Genomic DNA, 17,503 nt, shown 5'->3' with positions numbered 1-17,503 from the left:
GTGTGGAGTTAATGCCATGTGGATTCGTCGTGTCCTTCCGTCGAACAGGCTGCCCCGGGGCAGCCTGTTTCGTGGCTTCCGGCGGAAGCCCCCCTGTGAGCTCGAACCGTAAGTGGCGGTCAGGAAGCCTACGTTCGACATCGAGAGGGAACGATCACGATCGGATAACGCTGAGATGAATGGACTGGGAAAAGATTCGACAAAGACTCCGGCAAGGCGTCAGGCTCCCATCTGATCGCTCGTTCGTTCGTGCTGTGGGGGGCCCGTGCCGGCGTACCGAAGACTCGCGCGCAAGTTCCTGATGACAAGGCTCCTGCGTTCACGTTGGGGCAAGGTCATCGCGCTCGCCGTGACAGCGGTCATCGCCGTCGGGTCGCTCGCCATCGCGGGGGCGGGAATCCCTCTCTTCCCGGGAGAGCCGGCCGCCGCCAAGGGCCCCGGCCAGCGCTGGGGCAGTGCCGAGGGGCTCAGCCACTTAGCGGGGGGCACGCGCAACGACGACGCGCCGCGGTCCCTGCGCGCCAAGTACCCGCTGAAGAGCCCGCCCGCCGCCCGGCCCACGGTCCGCAAGAACGCGGTTGACGTCACCACGCCGGCCCCCGCGCAGGTCAAGGGCTTCGACCGCAGGACGAGCAAGGAGATCGTCTCGGAGCGGGACGCCCGCAGCCGTACATACGCGAACCAGGACGGCACCCGCACCAGCGAGGTCTCCACCGACCCGATCAACTACCAGGACGACCACGGGGTCTGGCGGCCCATCGACAGCGAACTGGTCGAGCGGCAAGGCGGCTGGGCGAACGCCGCCGACTCCGTGAACCTGCGCCTGGCCGGGCGGGCCGATGCCTCAGAGCTCGCCTCCGTCACCCTGCCGTCCGGTGAGTCCTTCGGCTACGGGCTGAGCGGCGCCGCCTCAGTGGCGGGCACCGCGGACGGTGCCCGCGTCGCTTACGAGCAGGTGCTCCCCGGCACCGACCTCTGGCTCGACTCGCAGGCCGGCGGGGTCAAGGAGACCCTCGTCCTGACGTCCGCCACCGCCCCGAACAGCTTCGTCTTCCCGCTCCACCTCGAGGGCCTCACCGCCCAGGCCGACGGCGGATCGATTCTGCTGACCGACGCCAAGGGCCGCACCCGCGCCGTCATTCCGGCCGGGTTCATGGAGGACGCAGCCCACGCCGTCTCGCACGCCGTCACCTACGAACTCGTCCAGCGGCAGGGCGGCGGCCAGGCGCTGAAGGTGACCGCCGACCGGGACTGGCTCGCCGACCCGGCCCGTGCCTACCCCGTCCGCCTCGACCCCTCCGTCGACACCACCTCCGCCTCCACCTCCATGACGGTGCGCAGCGGCGGTTCCGTCGTCGGCTCCAGCGAACTGCAGGTCGGCAAGGGCCCGGACGGCGCCTCCGCCGCCTACCTCGGCTTTCCCGGCCTCGACGAGGAGCTCAGATACCACCAGATCTTCGGTGTGCAGCTCCAGGTCGTGAACTTCGACTCGGCCTCCTGCAAGCCGCGTTCCGTCTCCGTCCACCCCGTGACCGGGTCGTGGACCGCCGGCACCGGCACCGCCTACCCCGGCCCCTCCGTCGGCGGCGCCCTCGCGTCGAAGTCCTTCGCCTACGGCCACATAGCCTTCGGCCAGTCGAAGTCCGCCTGCCCCACCGCCGGTGAGCTCTTCGACCTCGGCAAGGGCGGCCGCGACCTGGTGCAGCGCTGGGTCAACGGCACCCAGGCCAACTACGGCCTGTCCCTGCGGGCCTCGGCCACCGACTCGCTCGCGTTCAAGAAGTTCACCGGCCACGCCACGGCCAACCCGCCCAAGCTGTACGTCACGCACTCCCCGTACAACGCCTCCTACGGCTTCCCCAAGCCCGTCCCCGACCCGCCGGTGCTGCAGAACCAGGCCGGAAAGGTCAAGGTCGCCGTCACCAACAAGGGCGCCGAGACCTGGACGCCGTCCACCTACTACCTCGCCTACCGCGCCTACGACAAGAAGGGCAAGCTGGTCACCCAGCAGCGTGCGGGCAGCCTCACCGGCAACGTGGCCCACGGCGCCAAGACGACGGTCGACGCCACCATCAAGGCGCTCCCGCCAGGCGTCTACATGCTCGACTTCACGATGGTGCGCCAGGGCGGCACGGTCTTCACGGACGAACAGGTGCCGCCGGGCCGGCTGACCATCCAGGTCTTCGACATCGCACCGGTGGTCAAGGAGCAGTTCCCGCCCAACGGCTACCAGGCCCAGACGCTGACCCCGCAACTGTGGGCGGCCGGCACCGACATCGACGCGCCGCCCGGCTCCACGCTCCAGTACAAGTTCGAGATCTGCGAGTCCGACAAGGCCGGCAAGCCGATCGCCTGCACTGCCTCCGCCTATCAGACGAGCTCTGCCTACCCGGTCCCGGCCGGCCGGCTGAAGTGGGGCACGACCTATCTGTGGCGCGGCTTCGTCAAGGACGCGTCCAACGAGGTGCCCACCCAACAGGTGGCGCTGGTCGCCACCGTTCCGCAGCCCGAGATCACCTCGCGGCTCTCCGGCGCGCAGGGCAAGGAGTTCGACCCCAATGTCGGCAACTTCACCTCCAGCGCGACCGACGCGTCCCTCGCCGGCGTCGGTCCCGACCTGACGCTCATCCGTACCTACAACAGCCTCGACCCGCGGCGTGACCTCGCCTTCGGCGCCGGCTGGACGACCCGCTTCGACATGCGGCTCACGCCGGACGACGACGGCAGCGGCAACGTCGTCATCCGCTACCCCGACGGCCAGGACGTCCGCTTCGGCAAGAACACGGACGGGACGTACGCCCCACCGCCCGGCCGCTTCGCCAAGCTGACCTTCGACTCCACGGCCAACACCTACACGCTGCAGGACAAGTCGGGTACGACGTACGCCTTCAGCACGACCGGTCTGCTGGCCAAGATCACCGACGCGTACTCCAACTCGGTGACCTACACCTACAGTGCGGGCAAGCTCGCGACCGCGACGAACAATCGCACCTCCCGCTCGCTGACCTTCACCTGGACCGGCGCGCACGTCACCAGGGTCCAGACGAGCGCCGTCGACGGCGCCCCGCTGGCCTGGACGTACAGCTACACCGGCGATCTGCTGGACAAGGTCTGCGACCCGCTGAACGGTTGCACCCAGTACGCCTACGGCACCGGCAGCCACTACGCCACCACCGTGCTGGACTCCCGCCCCGAGTCCTATTGGCGCCTCGGCGAGGAGGAGGGCACCGCGGCCAACAGCGCCAACGAGGCCAACCTCGGCAAGGACCGCGGAACCTACCAGAACGTCACCCTGAAGGCCGCCGGTGCGATCACCGGCGACCCCGGCACCGCCGCGTCCTTCGACGGCGCCGCCTCACGTGTCGACCTGCCCGCCGGCACGTTGAAGAAGAGCCGTGACGCATCGGTGGAGGTGTGGTTCAAGACGATCGCCGGCGGCGTCGGCGGCCCGCTCGTCGGCTACCAGGACAAGGCCTGGGGCACCACGCCCGGCACCGGTGTCCCGATGCTGTACGTCGGCACCGACGGAAAGCTCCGCGGCCAGTTCTGGACCGGCACGGCCGGGCCGATCACCGACATCACCAAGAACGTCAACGACGGCCAGTGGCACCACGCGGTGCTGTCGATGTCCGGCTCCGCCCAGAGCCTCTATCTGGACGGCAAGCTCTCCGGGACCCTCACGGGCAAGCAGCCGCTGCAGACCAACCTCACCTACAACCAGATCGGCGCCGCCCACGCCACCAGCCCCACCACCTGGCCGGGCTGGGGCTCCACCGCCGCCAAGTCCTTCGCGGGCGCCATCGACGACGTCGCCGTCTACCACCACCCGCTGGGCTCCGCGGCCGTCACCGCCCACTACCGCGAGGGCGGCCGCAGCGCCGACGTCCTGACGAAGACGACGCTGCCCAGCGGCCGTGTCGCCTCCGAGGTCCAGTACGACACCACCCGCGACCGCGTCCAGGAGTACACCGACCGCAACGGCGGCACCTGGGAGATCGGCACGCCCGCGGTCTTCGGCAACGACAAGGACCTGCGCCGCACCGTCGAGGTGCGTGACCCGATGGACGCCCCGTACTTCTACGAGTACGACGGGTTGTCGTCGCGGCTGCTGCGCTACGGCGAGCCGATGGCGCTGGGCGCCCGGGAGTCCGTCACCGAGGCCCCGTCCCCGTCGCCGACCGACCCCGGCCAGGTCTGCACCCAGCCCGACCCGGGCGACCCGGCCTTCTGCACCAATCCGCCCGGTCGCGGCGGCGAGGGGCCGGACTTCATCCGGTATCCGGTCGACGGCGTCGCCATCCGCTCCTTCGCGTACGACGACAACGGCTTCCAGACCGGCATCACCAGCGAGAACGGTGAGAAGGTCACCCTCGGCTACGACGACCGCGGCAACGTGACCAGCCGGACGACCTGCCGTTCGGCCGGCGACTGCCAGACCTCGTACACCACCTACCCGACCCCGGCCGGCGACTTCGACCTGCGGGGCGACCAGCCGGCCGAGACCCGCGACGGCCGTTCGACCGGCCCCACCGACAACCGCTTCCTCACCAAGTACACGTACAACACCAGCGGTGCGCTGCTCACCCAGACGGCGCCCGACGGCGGCACGGCCAGGAACACGTACACCACCGGCGCCGAGCCTGCCATCGGCGGCGGCAACACACCCACCGGCCTGCCCCTCACCACAGCCGACCCGCGCGGCAAGATCACCCGCTACCAGTACTACAAGAACGGCGACCTGGCCTGGGTGACCGATCCGTCCGGCAGCGTCACCAAGTACACCTACGACGCGCTGGGCCGCAAACTCGCCGAGACCGTCGTCACGGACGCCCAGCCGGCCGGCACGACGTCCGCCTTCACCTACGACAAGCTCTCCCGGGTCCACACCCTCACCGACCCGGCGTCGACCAACGCCGTCACCTCCGGCAAGCACCAGCGGCGGACCACCACGGACTACGACGCCGACGGCAACGTGGTGCGCACCGAGATCAGCGACCTGCTGGGCGGCGACGCCGCACGCGTGATGACCTTCGACCTCGACGACCACGGCCGCCCGGAACGGGTCAGCGACGCCGAGGGCAACGAGACGACGTACACCTACGACGTCTTCGGCAACAAGACCTCGATGGTGGACGCGGGCGGCAACCACTACGACTACGTCTACACCGCGCGCAACATGATGGCCGAGACCCGGCTGCGCGACTGGGACGACGACGGCGGCGACGACAGCTACACCGTCCTGCAGTCGTACGCCTACGACATGGGCGGCCGGCTGGCCCGGCACACGGACTCGATGGGCCGCTCGCTGATGTACCAGTACTACGGCGACGACCTGGTCAAGTCGATCACGCTCAAGGACTTCCACAACCCCGACGGCACCAAGCGCGACATCGTCGTGGAGTCCAACACCTACGACGGCGCCGGCAACGTCCTGACCGAGACGAGCGGCAACGGCAAGCTCGTGACCGCGTACACCTACGACCCGGTCGGCCGGGTGAAGTCCGAGGTCATGGACCCCGACGGACTCGCGCGGCGCACGACGTACACCTACGACCTCGCCGGCAACGTGCTGACGACGGCCTCCAGCGGTTCCCCCTCCAACGTCCCCTGGCCGGTGAGCGTCAGCGGCGACTCCGTGCGCTACGAGTACGACGACGCGGGCAACGTCCTCCATGAGACGGTCGAGAACGGCACCGACTCGCGAACCACCGACTACTCCTATGACGACCGCGGTCTCACCACCGTCAAGACGGACCCGGCGGGCAACAGGACCGAGTACGGATACGACGAGCTGGGCCGGGCGGTCTCCGTCACCGCGCCCGCCGTCCAAACCGAGTCCGGCGGCAGCACGCCCGCCACCTCCCGGCCGACCACCTTCACCGGTTACGACACCTTCGGCGCGGTCACGGAGTCGGTCGACGCGCTCGGCAACGTCAACCGCACCGCCTACGACCGGCTGGGCCGCGCCGTCACCGGGACCGCGCCCTCCTACACGGCGCCGGGCTCCACCGAGACCGTCGCCCCGACGGTCACCAACGAGTACGACGCGCTCGGCAACGTCACCGAGACCACCGACCCGCTCGGCCGCGTGACCAGGTTCCAGTACGACCGCCAGAACCGGCTCACCGTGAAGGACGTGCCCGTCGGCACGGGTGACGAGCGGGGACAGTGGAAGTACACGTACACCCGCACCGGCGAGGTGCTGACCGTCACGGACCCGAACGGCTCCCGCGCCGAGACGACCTACGACGACCTGGACCGCCCGGTCACCACCACCCAGATCGAGCGCAAGCCGCAGCCGGGCGCCTTCACCACCCGCAACGAGTACGACGACGCGGGCAATGTGCTGAAGCAGACCACGCCGAGCGGCGCCGTCAGCCAGTACACCTACGACAGCCTCAGCCAGCTGACCAGGCTGCAGGAGCCGAGCGGCGCCACCACCCTGCTCGGCTACGACGCCTCGGGCCGCGAGGTGCGCCACACCGACGGCATGGGCCGCACCTCGGCGAAGATCTACGACCAGCTCGGCCAGCTCGTCCAGGACCAGGACCTGGACACCGTCAACAACCAGCTGCGCAAGGTGAGTTACACCTACGACAAGGCGGGCAACCTTCTCACGTCGACCAACCCGCTGAACCGCACGACGACGTACGCGTACGACGCCCTCAACCGGCTGACCAGCCAGACCGAACCGGTCTCCGACACCAAGTCCATCACCACGTCCTTCGGCTACGACGCGCTCGGCAACCGCACCCGCTACACGGACGGCCGCGGTAACTCGACGATCTACACCGTCAACACGCTCGGCCTCGCCGAGTCGGTGATCGAGCCGGCGACCGACCGCGACCCGTCCCCGGCAGCCCGTACCTGGACGACCGCATACGACGCCGACGGCCAGGCGGTGAAGCTCACCGCGCCGGGCAACGTGGTCCGCGAACGCGAGTACGACAAGGCGGGGCGGCGGGTCCGGGAGACCGCTACGGGCGCCGACGTGGCGACCCCCGAGAAGCGGTTCCAGTACGACCCGGCGGGCCGGCTGGTCGAGGCCTCCTCCCCGAAGGGCGACGACACCTACGAGTACGACGACCGGGGCTCCCTGCTGAAGGCGACCGGCCCCTCCGGCGACGCGACGTACTCCTACAACAGCGACGGGCAGCTCACCAGCCGCACCGACGCGGCCGGCACCGCCGGGTTCAGCTACGCCAGGCAGCAGCTGACCTCGGCGACCGACCCGCTGACCGGTGTGCGGCAGAGCTACACCTACGACGGCGCGGGCGCGATCAAGAAGGTCGACTACGGCGCGGGCCAGTCCCGCAGCTTCACCTACGACGACCTGGGCCGGCTCGACACCGACACGCTGAAGAACAGCACCGGCCAGACGATGGCCTCGACCGACTACGGCTACGACACCGACGACCGATTGGCGTCCAAGACCACGGTCGGCACCGCCAAGGCCGGTACCAACACCTACGGTTACGACCACGCCGGCCGCCTCACCTCCTGGACGGCCGACGGCACGACGACGGCGTACGGCTGGGACGACAGCGGCAACCGGGTGAAGAACGGCAGCAAGACCGCCGCCTTCGACGAGCGCAACCGGCTGCTGTCCGACGGCGACTACACCTACGACTACACCCCCCGCGGGACGCTCGCCTCGCGCACCAGCTCCGGTCTGAAGGAGGACTTCACCTTCGACGCCTTCGACCGGCTGGTGAAGGCGGGCGAGTCCGCAACGCAGTACACGTACGACTCGCTGGACCGGATAGCGGACCGAAACGGCGCGGACTTCTCCTACGCGGGCTTCGCACCCGACCCGGTCAAGGACCAGAACGCCACGTACGGCCGCGGCGCGGCGGACGAGCTCCAGTCGATCGCGGACAACGGCGGTACGGCCCAGCTGACGCTGGAGGACAAGCACGGCGACGTCGTTGGCAGCATGTCCGCGACGAACGGCGCGGCGCCCGCCCTGAACGAGTCCACGGCCTTCGACCCGTTCGGTCAGGTGCTCGGCACCGCCGACATGGACGGCAACGTGGGTTACCAGGGCGACTGGACCGACCCGGACACCGACCAGGTCAACATGCAGTCCCGCTGGTACGACCCGGGGACCGGCGCCTTCGACTCCCGGGACTCCTACAGCTACAGCTCCGGCGCCTCGATCCTGGCCAACCGCTACACCTACGGCGCCGGCGCCCCGCTGGACTACACCGACCCGGACGGCCACTGGCCGAGCTGCGGCTGGTGCAAGAAGGCCGCGAGCTGGACGAGCAAGAAGATCCACCAGGGCGTGAACTACGTCTCCAAGACGGCCCAGTCGGTCTGGCACGGCGTGCAGTGGGCGTGGAACAACCCGGGTGCGGCGTTCAAGCTGGCGCTGAACTACGTCGGCAAGGCGGCCAGCTGGGTCTACCGGAAGTCGGGTCTGAAGACGGTCGTCGACGCCACCGTCAACGCCGTCAAGTGGGTGGGCCAGAAGACGGGCATCACCGAGTGGGCCCGTGAGAAGGCGAGACAGGCCGCCAGGGCGGCTTACCAGGCCAAGGTCTACGTCACGAAGAAGGCCAGACAGGCGGCCTCGTTCGCGGCGCAGCACAACCCGATCCCGGCGATCCTCGCGGCCACCAAGCCGCTGATCGCCGTCGGCAGGGCGATCGTCACGGCCGACCCGAACCTTCCGGCGATCATCGTCGGCGCGGCCGTCCAGGTGGTCGCCGATGCCGCCAAGGCCGCGGACGCCATCCGCGACGAGGTCGTCAAGCAGGTCGGCAGCGTCGTGGAGACCGTCTCGGACGCGGTCGACTGGGGCGAGGTCTGGGACGGCGTCAAGACGGTCGGCAACATCGTCGGTGACGTCACCGGCTTCAACGACATCAAGAACTGCGTCACCACGGGCGACATGGAGTCCTGCGCGTGGGCGGCGGCGACCGTGGGCGGCATCGTCCTCGGCGGCGCCGGCGCGGCGGCGGTCCGGGCGGCGAAGGCCGGACGGATGGCGGCGAAGGCGGCGAAGTACGCGGACGAGATCGCGAAGGCGGCGAAGAAGGGCAAGAAGATCCTCGAAGAGGCCGAGTCGGTGGGGGAATGCGTCTCCACCGCCAGGGACGTGGCCTCTCTCGCCAGCGCCAACAGCTTCGTACCCGGTACCGAAGTCGTCATGGCCGACGGCAGTCGCAAACCGATCGAGAAGGTCAAGGAGGGCGACGAGGTCCTCGCCACCGACCCGACGACCGGCAGGACGTCCAAGCAGAAGGTCACCGACACGATCGAGGGCAAGGGCGAGAAGCACCTCGTCAAGCTCACGATCGACACGGACGGCGACAAGGGCGCCGCCACCGACACGATCACCGCGACCGAGGGCCACCCCTTCTGGGTGCCGGACCTGAAGAAGTGGCTGAAGGCCGGCGAGCTCAAGCCCGGCCAGTGGCTCCAGACCGGCTCCGGCACGTGGGTCCAGGTCGACGCGGTCAGCGCCTGGACACAGCAGGCAGCGGTCTACAACCTGACGGTCGACACGGCGCACACGTACTACGTGGCGGCGGGCGGGACATCGACGCTCGTCCACAATTGTAAGCTCAGCTACGGCGAAGCCTCAGAGAAGGCAAACCGGGCACTGGCCGCCAAACTCGACGAAATGCATTCAACAATGTCTCGCTCCAAGATTCGCGAATTCGCAATGGGGTCTGCCGCGGTCGACCGGAAAACCGGGAACGTAGCAGTAGGCATGAAGAGGACCGGAGACGGGGCCTTCTGTGCGGAAGATATGTGCCGAGCCGATCTTGTCGCCAGAGGCGCGAACCCGGAAGACATCGTCTACAGCGTGCCGCTTCGCCCGTTGAAGCGAACCCCTGCCCCTGTGTGTCAGCGTTGCGAGAGCAGAACCACTCGCGATCAGTTCGCTCCTGGAACTGAATGGGAGAGTGATCTGGAGTGAAAATATCCGAAGAGTGGGACTGGGAATCCCTTACTAGCCTGAGTGTGCCTTCGAATCAACTTCGACAGCACCTTGGGCGACTGCTCGGGCGCGATGCGGAGGAGCGCAAACGCGCAGGCGGGCTACTCTACTGCGAGGTCGCCAATCAGGGGCATCTGTATAGCGCCGCTGCCCCGTGTGTCGACATCATCGCGGAGCACGTAGAGTCCGGAGGGGGTTTCAGTTCCGACTCCATCGCCTTGCTTGAGTCGATCCTCAACGCCAGGTCTCCGGGACTCCAGGTGGCTGTTGGTGGAGTCCGGGTGGACGTTTCCGAGTACTGCAGGAAGAGAATCCTTGATCTCCTCCCGGAGATTCTCCGGGAGGCCGACGGGAGGGACGTTCAGCTTTTCCGGGAGGTCTGCTTCCTGATTCCTCAGTTGGCTGACTCGTCACACGAAGTAATTGAGTTCCTCAATCTTTCGATCTCGCGATTTGACGGCGAATTGCGGCGCGTCTCCAGTGAGGCTTTGGAAGAGGCCCAGGAAGTTCTACGCGATGGGCATATGCCCTAACCTCGATCTGGTACCGCGTCGTCACCTCCCGGGAGGAGCGGGCGGCCGCGCTGGCCTACTCCGGGAAGCCGTCGACGTCCGTCGTGCGGGTCAGGACCGGCACGGCGACCCAGAGCCTGTTGACCGACCTGTTCGGGTTCGAGGGCCTGGGAGACGAGCACGAGGAGTGGTACCCCGAACCCGGCATCGAGATCGACTACGCCCCGGACAGCGCCTTCGACCTGTGCGCGCTGCTGGCGGTCGCCCAACGCGGCCACGCGCGGCTGGAGTTCCTGACACGGCGCGCGGACGGGAGTTTTCAGCGGCTTCGCTCGGTGCGGGCGCGGGTCCGTCGGGACGACACCGTCGTCTGGCGGCGCTGGGCGCTCGGGGTGCTGTCGGATGCGTCCGTCGTCTCGCAGGTCGCTGAGCTGAAGGAGCGCGCGATCGCTCACGTCGACGTCGTCGACAGATGACCCTTGTCGTCCACACCGATGAGGACATCGCCACCCCCGTGGCCGCACAGATCGTTGGCCATGGCGCACACCGCGTTTCCGATGGCGTCTCCGCGTTTCCCCTCGCGTTTCGCGGTGCGTTTGAACTCAAGGGACGCGGACTCCTGCATACCCAGGAGATCGGCGAGATCCGTGCTGTTGTCGCTCACGGCGTCCATTGTGCCGTGCGGATCACGCGTGGCCGTGTGCCCAGCCCGTGGGGGAGCGCGGCCGGCACCCGCGCGCCCCCGCCTGACTCACTCGGCCGACGGAACGACATTCACTCCACGGTCGCTGATCTCGGCCCAGACGGTCTTGCCCGAGGGCGGGAACGGCTCCGTGCCCCAGCGGTCGGCCAGGGCGTCGACCAGGAGCAGCCCGCGGCCCGACTCGTGGTCCGGCCCCCGCTCCGGGGGGATCGCGGGCGGGCGCTCGCCCCGCATGTCGCTGACCGCGATGCGCAGGGTGCCGGCCGCGTCGTCCAGCGTCAGGGCCAGCAGGAAGTCACGGCCCTGGACGCGGCCGTGCAGCGCCGCGTTCGCCGCCAGTTCCGCGACGACCTGTTCGGCCCGCTCGATGACGTGGGGTGACGTCTCCCAGGCGGTCAGCCGTTCCACGGCCAGGAGCCGGGCGAGACGGGCACCGCGGCGCGTGGAGGAGAGACGCTGCGCGAACGTGCGTACGGTAGCGCAGGATTGGGGCGTAGAGGCGTGCATGGGGCAACCGTGACGGGCGTGCGGGGGCGTGTTCCAGTAGCGCGGCCCGTACGCTGCGTCAGCGTACGGGCACGTTCTGTGGACGGTACAAGGATCTTGCCGTCACTCTGGGTGCTGTCGATCGCGGAGAAACCGCAGAGGACGTACGCACCTGGAGGTGGCCGCGTATGACGGACAGCACTGGCGTGACGGCATGCGACTGGGAGCGCGAGCCCGACCCCTCCGACAGTCTGCGGACGTTCGGGGCGGTCGTCCAGGCCCTGCGCGAGCACGCGGGGCTCAGCCGGGTGGACTTCGGGGCGCGCGTCCGGTTCTCCAAACACACCGTGGAGTCGGTGGAGTTGGGACGCCGGATGCCCGACGAGTCCTTCGTGGAGCGGGCTGAGGAGGCGCTGGGCAACACGGGCGCGCTGCGGAAGGCGGCCGGGCACCTGACGCGGGGCGAGGCGGGGCTGGCGGCCTGGTTCCGACGGTGGGCCCGGCTGGAGAAGGCGGCGGTGAGCCTGTGCACGTACGAGTGCAGGCTGGTGCCGGGGCTGTTGCAGTCGGAGGGGTATGCGCGGGCGGTGTTCGAGGGCACCATTCCGGTGATCACGGACGACGAGCTGGAGACCCTGCTCGCCGTCCGGATGGAGAGGCAGCGGATGCTCTACGAGCGGCCGACCGTGCCGTTCAGCTTCATCGTCGAGGAGCACGTGTTCCGGCGGAGGTTCTGGAACGTGGAGCAGATGCGGGCCATGCTCGACCATGTGCTGGAACACAGCGCACCGCGAAATGTGACGCTTCAGCTCGTTCCGTTGGAAGCGGGGTTGCATGCATGTCTGGACGGGCCCGTGCAGCTTCTGGAGACACCGGAGCGTCGTCGGCTCGCCTACTCGGAAGGGCAGCAGAACGGACGCCTGATCAGCGACGCGAAAGAGGTGAGCCTCCTCTACCAGCGCTATGACAAACTGCGCTCGCAGGCCCTGAACCCCGAAGACTCGCGGGGCCTGCTGGAGCGACTGCGAGGAGAGCTATGAGCACGACGGAACTCGCCTGGTTCAAGTCCAGCTACAGCGGCAGCCAGGGCGACAGCTGTGTTGAGGTCGCCGTCACCGAACAGGCCATCTGCGTACGGGACTCCAAGGATGTGACGCGACCTCACTTCGCCGTCGGGCGCGAGGAGTGGTCGCGGTTCGTGGGGTTCGCGGCAGAGGCCTGAGCCGTCTTCGTCCCGGCGGTCGCGTGATGACGTTCACCGCCGGGACGTCAGGTCAGCGGTGGTGCGCACATGCGCCGACCCGGCTGATGGGCCGTGGGGGCTACGGCGGCGCCGCCGCCCCGCCGGCGGCGGGTACGCCGTGCAGGCCCACGGCCTGGTCGATTCGATCAGCGGCCGTTTCCTCGTCACCGTCGCACCCAGGCGGCAGGGGTATCTCATGGTCGGGGACACTAGGGGTGGACAACAGGGCCTACCGGCCCTGGTCCTTCGGCCCGGATACGAGAAAGGATCCCGGTACGGAGGGCCGGTCATGTCCACGAGCGGACATCGGTACGCAACGCGGAACCAGGGAGCAGTTTGATGGCGGACAGCGAGCAGCCCGGCGCCGGCAACCCGATCCGGGTCTTTCTGCTGGACGACCACGAGGTGGTCCGGCGCGGGGTGCGCGACCTGCTGAACGACGAGCCGGACATCGAGGTGATCGGCGAGGCCGGCACGGTGGAGCAGGCCCTGGTGCGGGTTCCCGCGTTGCGCCCGCAGGTGGCGGTGCTGGATGTACGTCTGCCCGACGGCGACGGCGTGACCGTGTGCCGGGAACTCCGGTCACGCATGCCCGAACTCGCCTGCCTCATGCTGACCTCCTTCGACGACGAGGAAGCCCTGCTGGACTCGATCATGGCGGGCGCCTCTGGATACGTCCTGAAGCAGATCCAGGGCTCGGACCTGGTGTCCGCCGTTCGCACCGTGGCCGGCGGACAGTCCCTGCTCGATGCCAGCGCCACCACCAAGCTGATGGCCCGGCTGCGCGGTGGCCAGCAGCAGGAGGAGGAGCAGCCGGACGGACTGCAGGGCCTGACCGAGCGGGAGCGGGAGATCCTGGCTCTGATCGGTGAGGGTCTGACCAACCGCCAGATCGGTCAGCGGCTGTACCTGGCCGAGAAGACGGTGAAGAACCACATCTCCCGTCTGCTGGCCAAGCTCGGCGTCGAGCGCCGTATCCAGGCCGCGGTCATCGCCACCCAGGTCCAGGACCGGCAGCGGCAGGAACGGCACTGAGACGCCGGGGCTGCCTCAGGCCTTCGGCTTGACGTGCCGACCGGCCGTTTCCGGTGACGTGGTGTCGTTGGGCTCTGCGGTTCGACGCTCAGCCTGCCAGGCGTTCCCCTTGCCCCGTCCTCTGTCGCTTTGAGTCCTTCTCCCCTTGGCCAGTGAGTGTGATCTCGTACCGCTTCCTGTCGTGGGCCGATAGCCTGGCCCGGACAAGGACGGTCAGCCCTTGGTGGGCTGAGGGCGTGGAGGAATCACTGGTGGGAGGCTCCGAGGGCGCTCGCGTTCGAATGCCCCAGCTGCGGCTGGACGAGCTGCTGGAGGAGCTCCAGGCCCGGCTGGACGCGGCCCGCGGCACCCGCGACCGGGTGCACAGCCTGCTGGAAGCGGTGCTCTCGGTCGGCCGGGAGCTGGACCTTGAGCAGGCGCTGCGCAGCATCGTGGAGGCCGCGGCGGTCCTGGTGGAGGCCGAGTACGCGGCCCTGGGCGTGATCGGACCCGACGGCAAGAGGCTGTCCGAGTTCCTCACGGTCGGCGTCAGCGAGGAGCAGATCGCGCAGATCGGCCCCTACCCGGACGGCCACGGCATCCTCGGAGAGCTGATCCGGCACCCCGAGCCCCTGCGCCTGGCCAGGCTCTCGAAGCATTCCGCTTCGTACGGCTTCCCGCCTCACCACCCCCCGATGAACACCTTCCTCGGGGTCCCGATCCGGGTGCGCGACCAGGTCTTCGGCAACCTCTACCTGACAGAGAAGCGCGGCGGGGCACAGTTCGACGAAGAGGACGAGTCGGTCCTGTCGACGCTGGCGGTGGCGGCCGGTGTGGCCATCGACAACGCCCGCCTCTACGAGGAGTCCCGGCTGCGTGAACGCTGGCTGCAAGCGAGCGCGGAGATCACCCACAGTCTCATGTCCGGCAGCGACCGCGGCGAGGTCCTCGGGCTGATCGCCGAACGCGCGAGGGAGATCACCTCTGCGGCGCTGGCAGCGGTCGCGGTACCGATGGAGGGCACCGACGCGCTCACCGTGGAGCTCGCCCTGGGACACGAGGCCGAGGCGCACCGCGGTCTTGTCCTGCCTGCGGACGACAACCTGATGGGACGGGCCTTCTCCAGCGCCTCACCGGTCACCAACCCGGATGTGTCCCGCGGCGAGGCAGGGGTCTTTCGGTCCGAGGACCGCGAGGATGCCTCGCCTGCCGCGTCGCGCTTCACCGGGCTCGGTCCAGCCGTGGCCGTTCCCATTGGCTCCGGTGACGGGGTACGAGGCGTCGTACTGCTGGTCCGTGCTGCGGGCCAGACCGTGTTCTCCGAGAAGGAGACCGAGCCGTTGCAGGGCTTCGCAGCCCAGGCCGCGGTCGCCATGGAGCTGGCCGAACGCCGCAAGGACGCCGAGCAGATCGCTGTGCTCCAGGATCGCGACCGCATCGCCAGGGACCTGCACGACCTGGCCATCCAGCGGCTGTTCGCCACCGGTATGACCCTGCAGAGCGCGGGCCGCTTCATCGAGCATGCGGAGGCATCCGAGCGCGTCCTGCGGGCGGTGGACGACCTCGACGAGACCATCAAGATCATCAGATCGGCGATCTTCGGTCTACAGTCGCGTGTCGACGGCGCCTCCGGTGCCGGCTTGCGAGCGCGTGTGGTGCGGGCGGTCGGCGAGGGCGCACCGGTGCTTGGCTTCGCACCCGGCGTGCGCATGGAGGGCCTGCTGGACACCGAGGTGCCGAAGGAGATCGCCGATCATGTGGTGGCCGTCCTGTCGGAGTCCCTGACCAACGTCGCCCGCCACGCGCACGCCGACCGCGCCGAGGTCGCGCTCGTGACCGACGGGCGAGAGGTGCGGCTGACGGTCACCGACAACGGCGTGGGTATTGCGCCCGACGGCCGCCGCAGCGGCCTGCGCAACATGGCTGAGCGAGCGGAGCAACTGGGCGGAAGGCTGGAGTGGGTCAGCCCAATGGGCGGCGGAACCACGCTGACATGGTGGGCGCCCGTGACAGCGGGTTAGTACGGCCCGCCGCGGATCCTGCTGTTCCGCGAGGAGTTGCCGATCAGGCCGGAGACAGGTTCTCGCCGCTGTTCGCGGGAACGGCGGTTGACTCCCTCGCGCCTTCGGAACGCGTCAGCTCGAACTCCACGTCGACCACGCCCTCGACGGCCCGGACCAGGCGGGCGGCCACCGGGACCAGGGAGGTGTCCCGGGCGTGGCCGGTGAGTTTCACGACGCCGTTCCGCACCTCCACCCGCACGGCTGACACCGGCGCAGGGAAGAGGTGCGCCACGACCTCCCACCGGACCTCCTCGGCGATCTCCTCGTCCTCTCGCAGGAAGACCTTCAGCAGGTCCGCACGGCTGACGATGCCCTGCAGCATGCCGACGTCGTCGACGACGGGCAGGCGCTTGACCTTGGCGTGCGCCATGGTCCGTGCGGCCTGGGCGAGTGTCGCGTTCGCGTGGACGGTGAGGGCGGGGGAGGTCATGAGGTCCTCAGCGGTGAGGCCGCCGGCCTTGGCCAGGTCGTCGAGACGGCTCATCTGGGTGGCTCGGTCGGGGTCGCTGTCGCGGAACTCCTCCTTCAGCAGCAGGTCGGCCTCGGAGACGACGCCGACCACGCGGCCCTCGCCCTCGAGGACGGGCAGCGCGCTGACCTTCCAGTCCTGCATGAGCTGCACGATCTCCTTGAAGGCGGCCCGTCGGCCGACGGCGGCGACCGTGTCGGACATGACGTCGCTGACGATGTGCGGGGTGCTGTGCACGGTGACTCCTACGTCGTGTCGGCCCGCTCACACGGCGCTTCCGGCGCCGTAGGGGGCGTAGAGATCCAGCAACCGGGTCCTGGTGGCACGGAGGCGGTGGGCCAGCACGTCGCCGGCCCACTGGGTGACGGCCTGGCCGAATGCCGGGTCGTCCTGGCAGAGGGAGCGCACGGCCGTGGCGTCGAATTCATAGGCCCGCACCGGTGTCGCCGCTGTGGCGCCCAGTTGCCACACGTGCGCCGCGAACAGCCAGGACAGTCCGACGAGTTCGTTGTGGCCGAGGGACTCGATGATGGCGTGACGCTTGCCGGGTACGTGTGTGTCGAGCTCGATGGAGCCGGTGCGGATGATCCAGAACCGATCCGCATGCGCACCTTCGTTGAAGATGCGTGTCCCCTGCGGGAACGACACCTCCCGGGCGAGACGCATGAGCCGTTGCCGGTGCTGGGCGGGCAGCGCGCGCAGCATGCTCGGGGTGTTCATGGCCGGCCTCCCGGTGGGGGTGTGCGAACCGATACGTTCAGCGTGTGGGGGCGACTCGGACCGGGCGAGGGGCCATTAGGTCCGGAGTTGGGCCATCCGGCCCTGAGCCAGAACGCAGCGAAGACGGCCGCCGCCCCCCCCCGTGCCGGCGGGGGCGGCGGCCGTGGCGCGAGGATCGTGCCCTCCCCAACACGACGCTCACGCGGAAGCCCTCGCGGCTCCGGGGGTGACCATCCCATCTCGATCGAGCCGTAAGGACATGGCACCGTCGGCCGGTCGACAGCGGGTCGCGAGCCCGGCCGCAGCTCCTGCCCTCGATTGTCGAGCCGAGCGCGGTGCTG

General features: G+C 69.1%; 11 protein-coding genes. 7 read left to right on the top strand and 4 right to left on the bottom strand.

The annotated features are described in order from the left end of the window. Nucleotides 1–265: 265 nt before the first annotated feature. From ACIBTS_RS11725 to ACIBTS_RS11715, 3 genes are all read left to right on the top strand, one after another. Nucleotides 266–9,931, top strand: a complete 9,666-nt coding sequence (locus ACIBTS_RS11725; protein ID WP_399318613.1) for a polymorphic toxin-type HINT domain-containing protein — start codon at nucleotides 266–268, stop codon at nucleotides 9,929–9,931. Continuing rightward, nucleotides 9,928–10,485, top strand: coding sequence for a hypothetical protein (locus ACIBTS_RS11720; RefSeq protein ID WP_399318612.1), 558 nt, complete (start codon nucleotides 9,928–9,930; stop codon nucleotides 10,483–10,485). Before ACIBTS_RS11725 ends, ACIBTS_RS11720 begins: the two co-directional genes overlap by 4 nt. A gap of 83 nt (nucleotides 10,486–10,568) precedes the next feature. Next, nucleotides 10,569–10,940: a hypothetical protein gene (locus ACIBTS_RS11715; protein WP_399318611.1), complete on the top strand. Its 372-nt coding sequence runs from the start codon at nucleotides 10,569–10,571 to the stop codon at nucleotides 10,938–10,940. On the opposite strand, the gene ACIBTS_RS11710 is transcribed toward ACIBTS_RS11715, so the two are convergent. Both ACIBTS_RS11710 and ACIBTS_RS11705 read right to left on the bottom strand, forming a co-directional pair. After that, nucleotides 10,916–11,128 carry a helix-turn-helix domain-containing protein gene (locus tag ACIBTS_RS11710; RefSeq protein WP_399318609.1) on the bottom strand — a complete coding sequence of 71 codons (213 nt, stop codon included), beginning with the start codon at nucleotides 11,126–11,128 and terminating at the stop codon, nucleotides 10,916–10,918. The genes ACIBTS_RS11715 and ACIBTS_RS11710 overlap by 25 nt on opposite strands. Before the next feature lie 87 nt (nucleotides 11,129–11,215). Further along, nucleotides 11,216–11,674, bottom strand: coding sequence for an ATP-binding protein (locus tag ACIBTS_RS11705; RefSeq protein WP_399318607.1), 459 nt, complete (start codon nucleotides 11,672–11,674; stop codon nucleotides 11,216–11,218). Between the two features lie 167 nt (nucleotides 11,675–11,841). Between ACIBTS_RS11705 and ACIBTS_RS11700 the strand changes: the two genes are divergently transcribed. The 4 genes from ACIBTS_RS11700 to ACIBTS_RS11685 all read left to right on the top strand — a co-directional run bounded on the left by ACIBTS_RS11700 (nucleotide 11,842) and on the right by ACIBTS_RS11685 (nucleotide 15,931). Next, nucleotides 11,842–12,693, top strand: coding sequence for a Scr1 family TA system antitoxin-like transcriptional regulator (locus tag ACIBTS_RS11700; protein ID WP_399318605.1), 852 nt, complete (start codon nucleotides 11,842–11,844; stop codon nucleotides 12,691–12,693). Next, complete coding sequence (locus ACIBTS_RS11695) at nucleotides 12,690–12,875, top strand: DUF397 domain-containing protein (RefSeq protein WP_399318603.1); 186 nt, start codon at nucleotides 12,690–12,692, stop codon at nucleotides 12,873–12,875. Before ACIBTS_RS11700 ends, ACIBTS_RS11695 begins: the two co-directional genes overlap by 4 nt. 360 nt (nucleotides 12,876–13,235) lie before the next feature. Next, nucleotides 13,236–13,931, top strand: a complete 696-nt coding sequence (locus ACIBTS_RS11690; RefSeq protein WP_399318601.1) for a response regulator — start codon at nucleotides 13,236–13,238, stop codon at nucleotides 13,929–13,931. 281 nt (nucleotides 13,932–14,212) lie between these two features. Then, nucleotides 14,213–15,931, top strand: coding sequence for a GAF domain-containing protein (locus ACIBTS_RS11685; protein WP_399318599.1), 1,719 nt, complete (start codon nucleotides 14,213–14,215; stop codon nucleotides 15,929–15,931). A 43-nt stretch (nucleotides 15,932–15,974) separates the two neighbouring features. Here ACIBTS_RS11685 and ACIBTS_RS11680 read toward each other — a convergent pair whose 3' ends face one another. Both ACIBTS_RS11680 and ACIBTS_RS11675 read right to left on the bottom strand, forming a co-directional pair. Next, a complete protein-coding gene (locus ACIBTS_RS11680; protein WP_399318597.1) occupies nucleotides 15,975–16,679 on the bottom strand; it encodes a CBS domain-containing protein in 705 nt (234 codons plus the stop codon). Between the two features lie 27 nt (nucleotides 16,680–16,706). Further along, nucleotides 16,707–17,162 (bottom strand): cyclic nucleotide-binding domain-containing protein, encoded by a 456-nt coding sequence (locus ACIBTS_RS11675; protein ID WP_319672275.1) that lies wholly within the window; start codon nucleotides 17,160–17,162, stop codon nucleotides 16,707–16,709. Nucleotides 17,163–17,503 lie beyond the last annotated feature (341 nt).

It is taken from the genome of Streptomyces sp. NPDC050121, assembly GCF_044460385.1.
Classification (GTDB): domain Bacteria; phylum Actinomycetota; class Actinomycetes; order Streptomycetales; family Streptomycetaceae; genus Streptomyces; species Streptomyces soliscabiei.
The sequence above is the reverse complement of the archived record's forward strand: the minus strand, read 5'-3'. Positions and strand labels throughout refer to the sequence as shown.

Bases quoted from the DNA above. Each gene is read 5' to 3' on its own strand.
- ACIBTS_RS11700 (WP_399318605.1), top strand. From the start codon at position 11,842: ATGACGGACAGCACTGGCGTGACGGCATGCGACTGGGAGCGCGAGCCC.
- ACIBTS_RS11690 (WP_399318601.1), top strand. From the start codon at position 13,236: ATGGCGGACAGCGAGCAGCCCGGCGCCGGCAACCCGATCCGGGTCTTT.
- ACIBTS_RS11685 (WP_399318599.1), top strand. From the start codon at position 14,213: ATGCCCCAGCTGCGGCTGGACGAGCTGCTGGAGGAGCTCCAGGCCCGG.
- ACIBTS_RS11705 (WP_399318607.1), bottom strand. From the start codon at position 11,674: ATGCACGCCTCTACGCCCCAATCCTGCGCTACCGTACGCACGTTCGCG.
- ACIBTS_RS11675 (WP_319672275.1), bottom strand. From the start codon at position 17,162: ATGAACACCCCGAGCATGCTGCGCGCGCTGCCCGCCCAGCACCGGCAA.
- ACIBTS_RS11695 (WP_399318603.1), top strand. From the start codon at position 12,690: ATGAGCACGACGGAACTCGCCTGGTTCAAGTCCAGCTACAGCGGCAGC.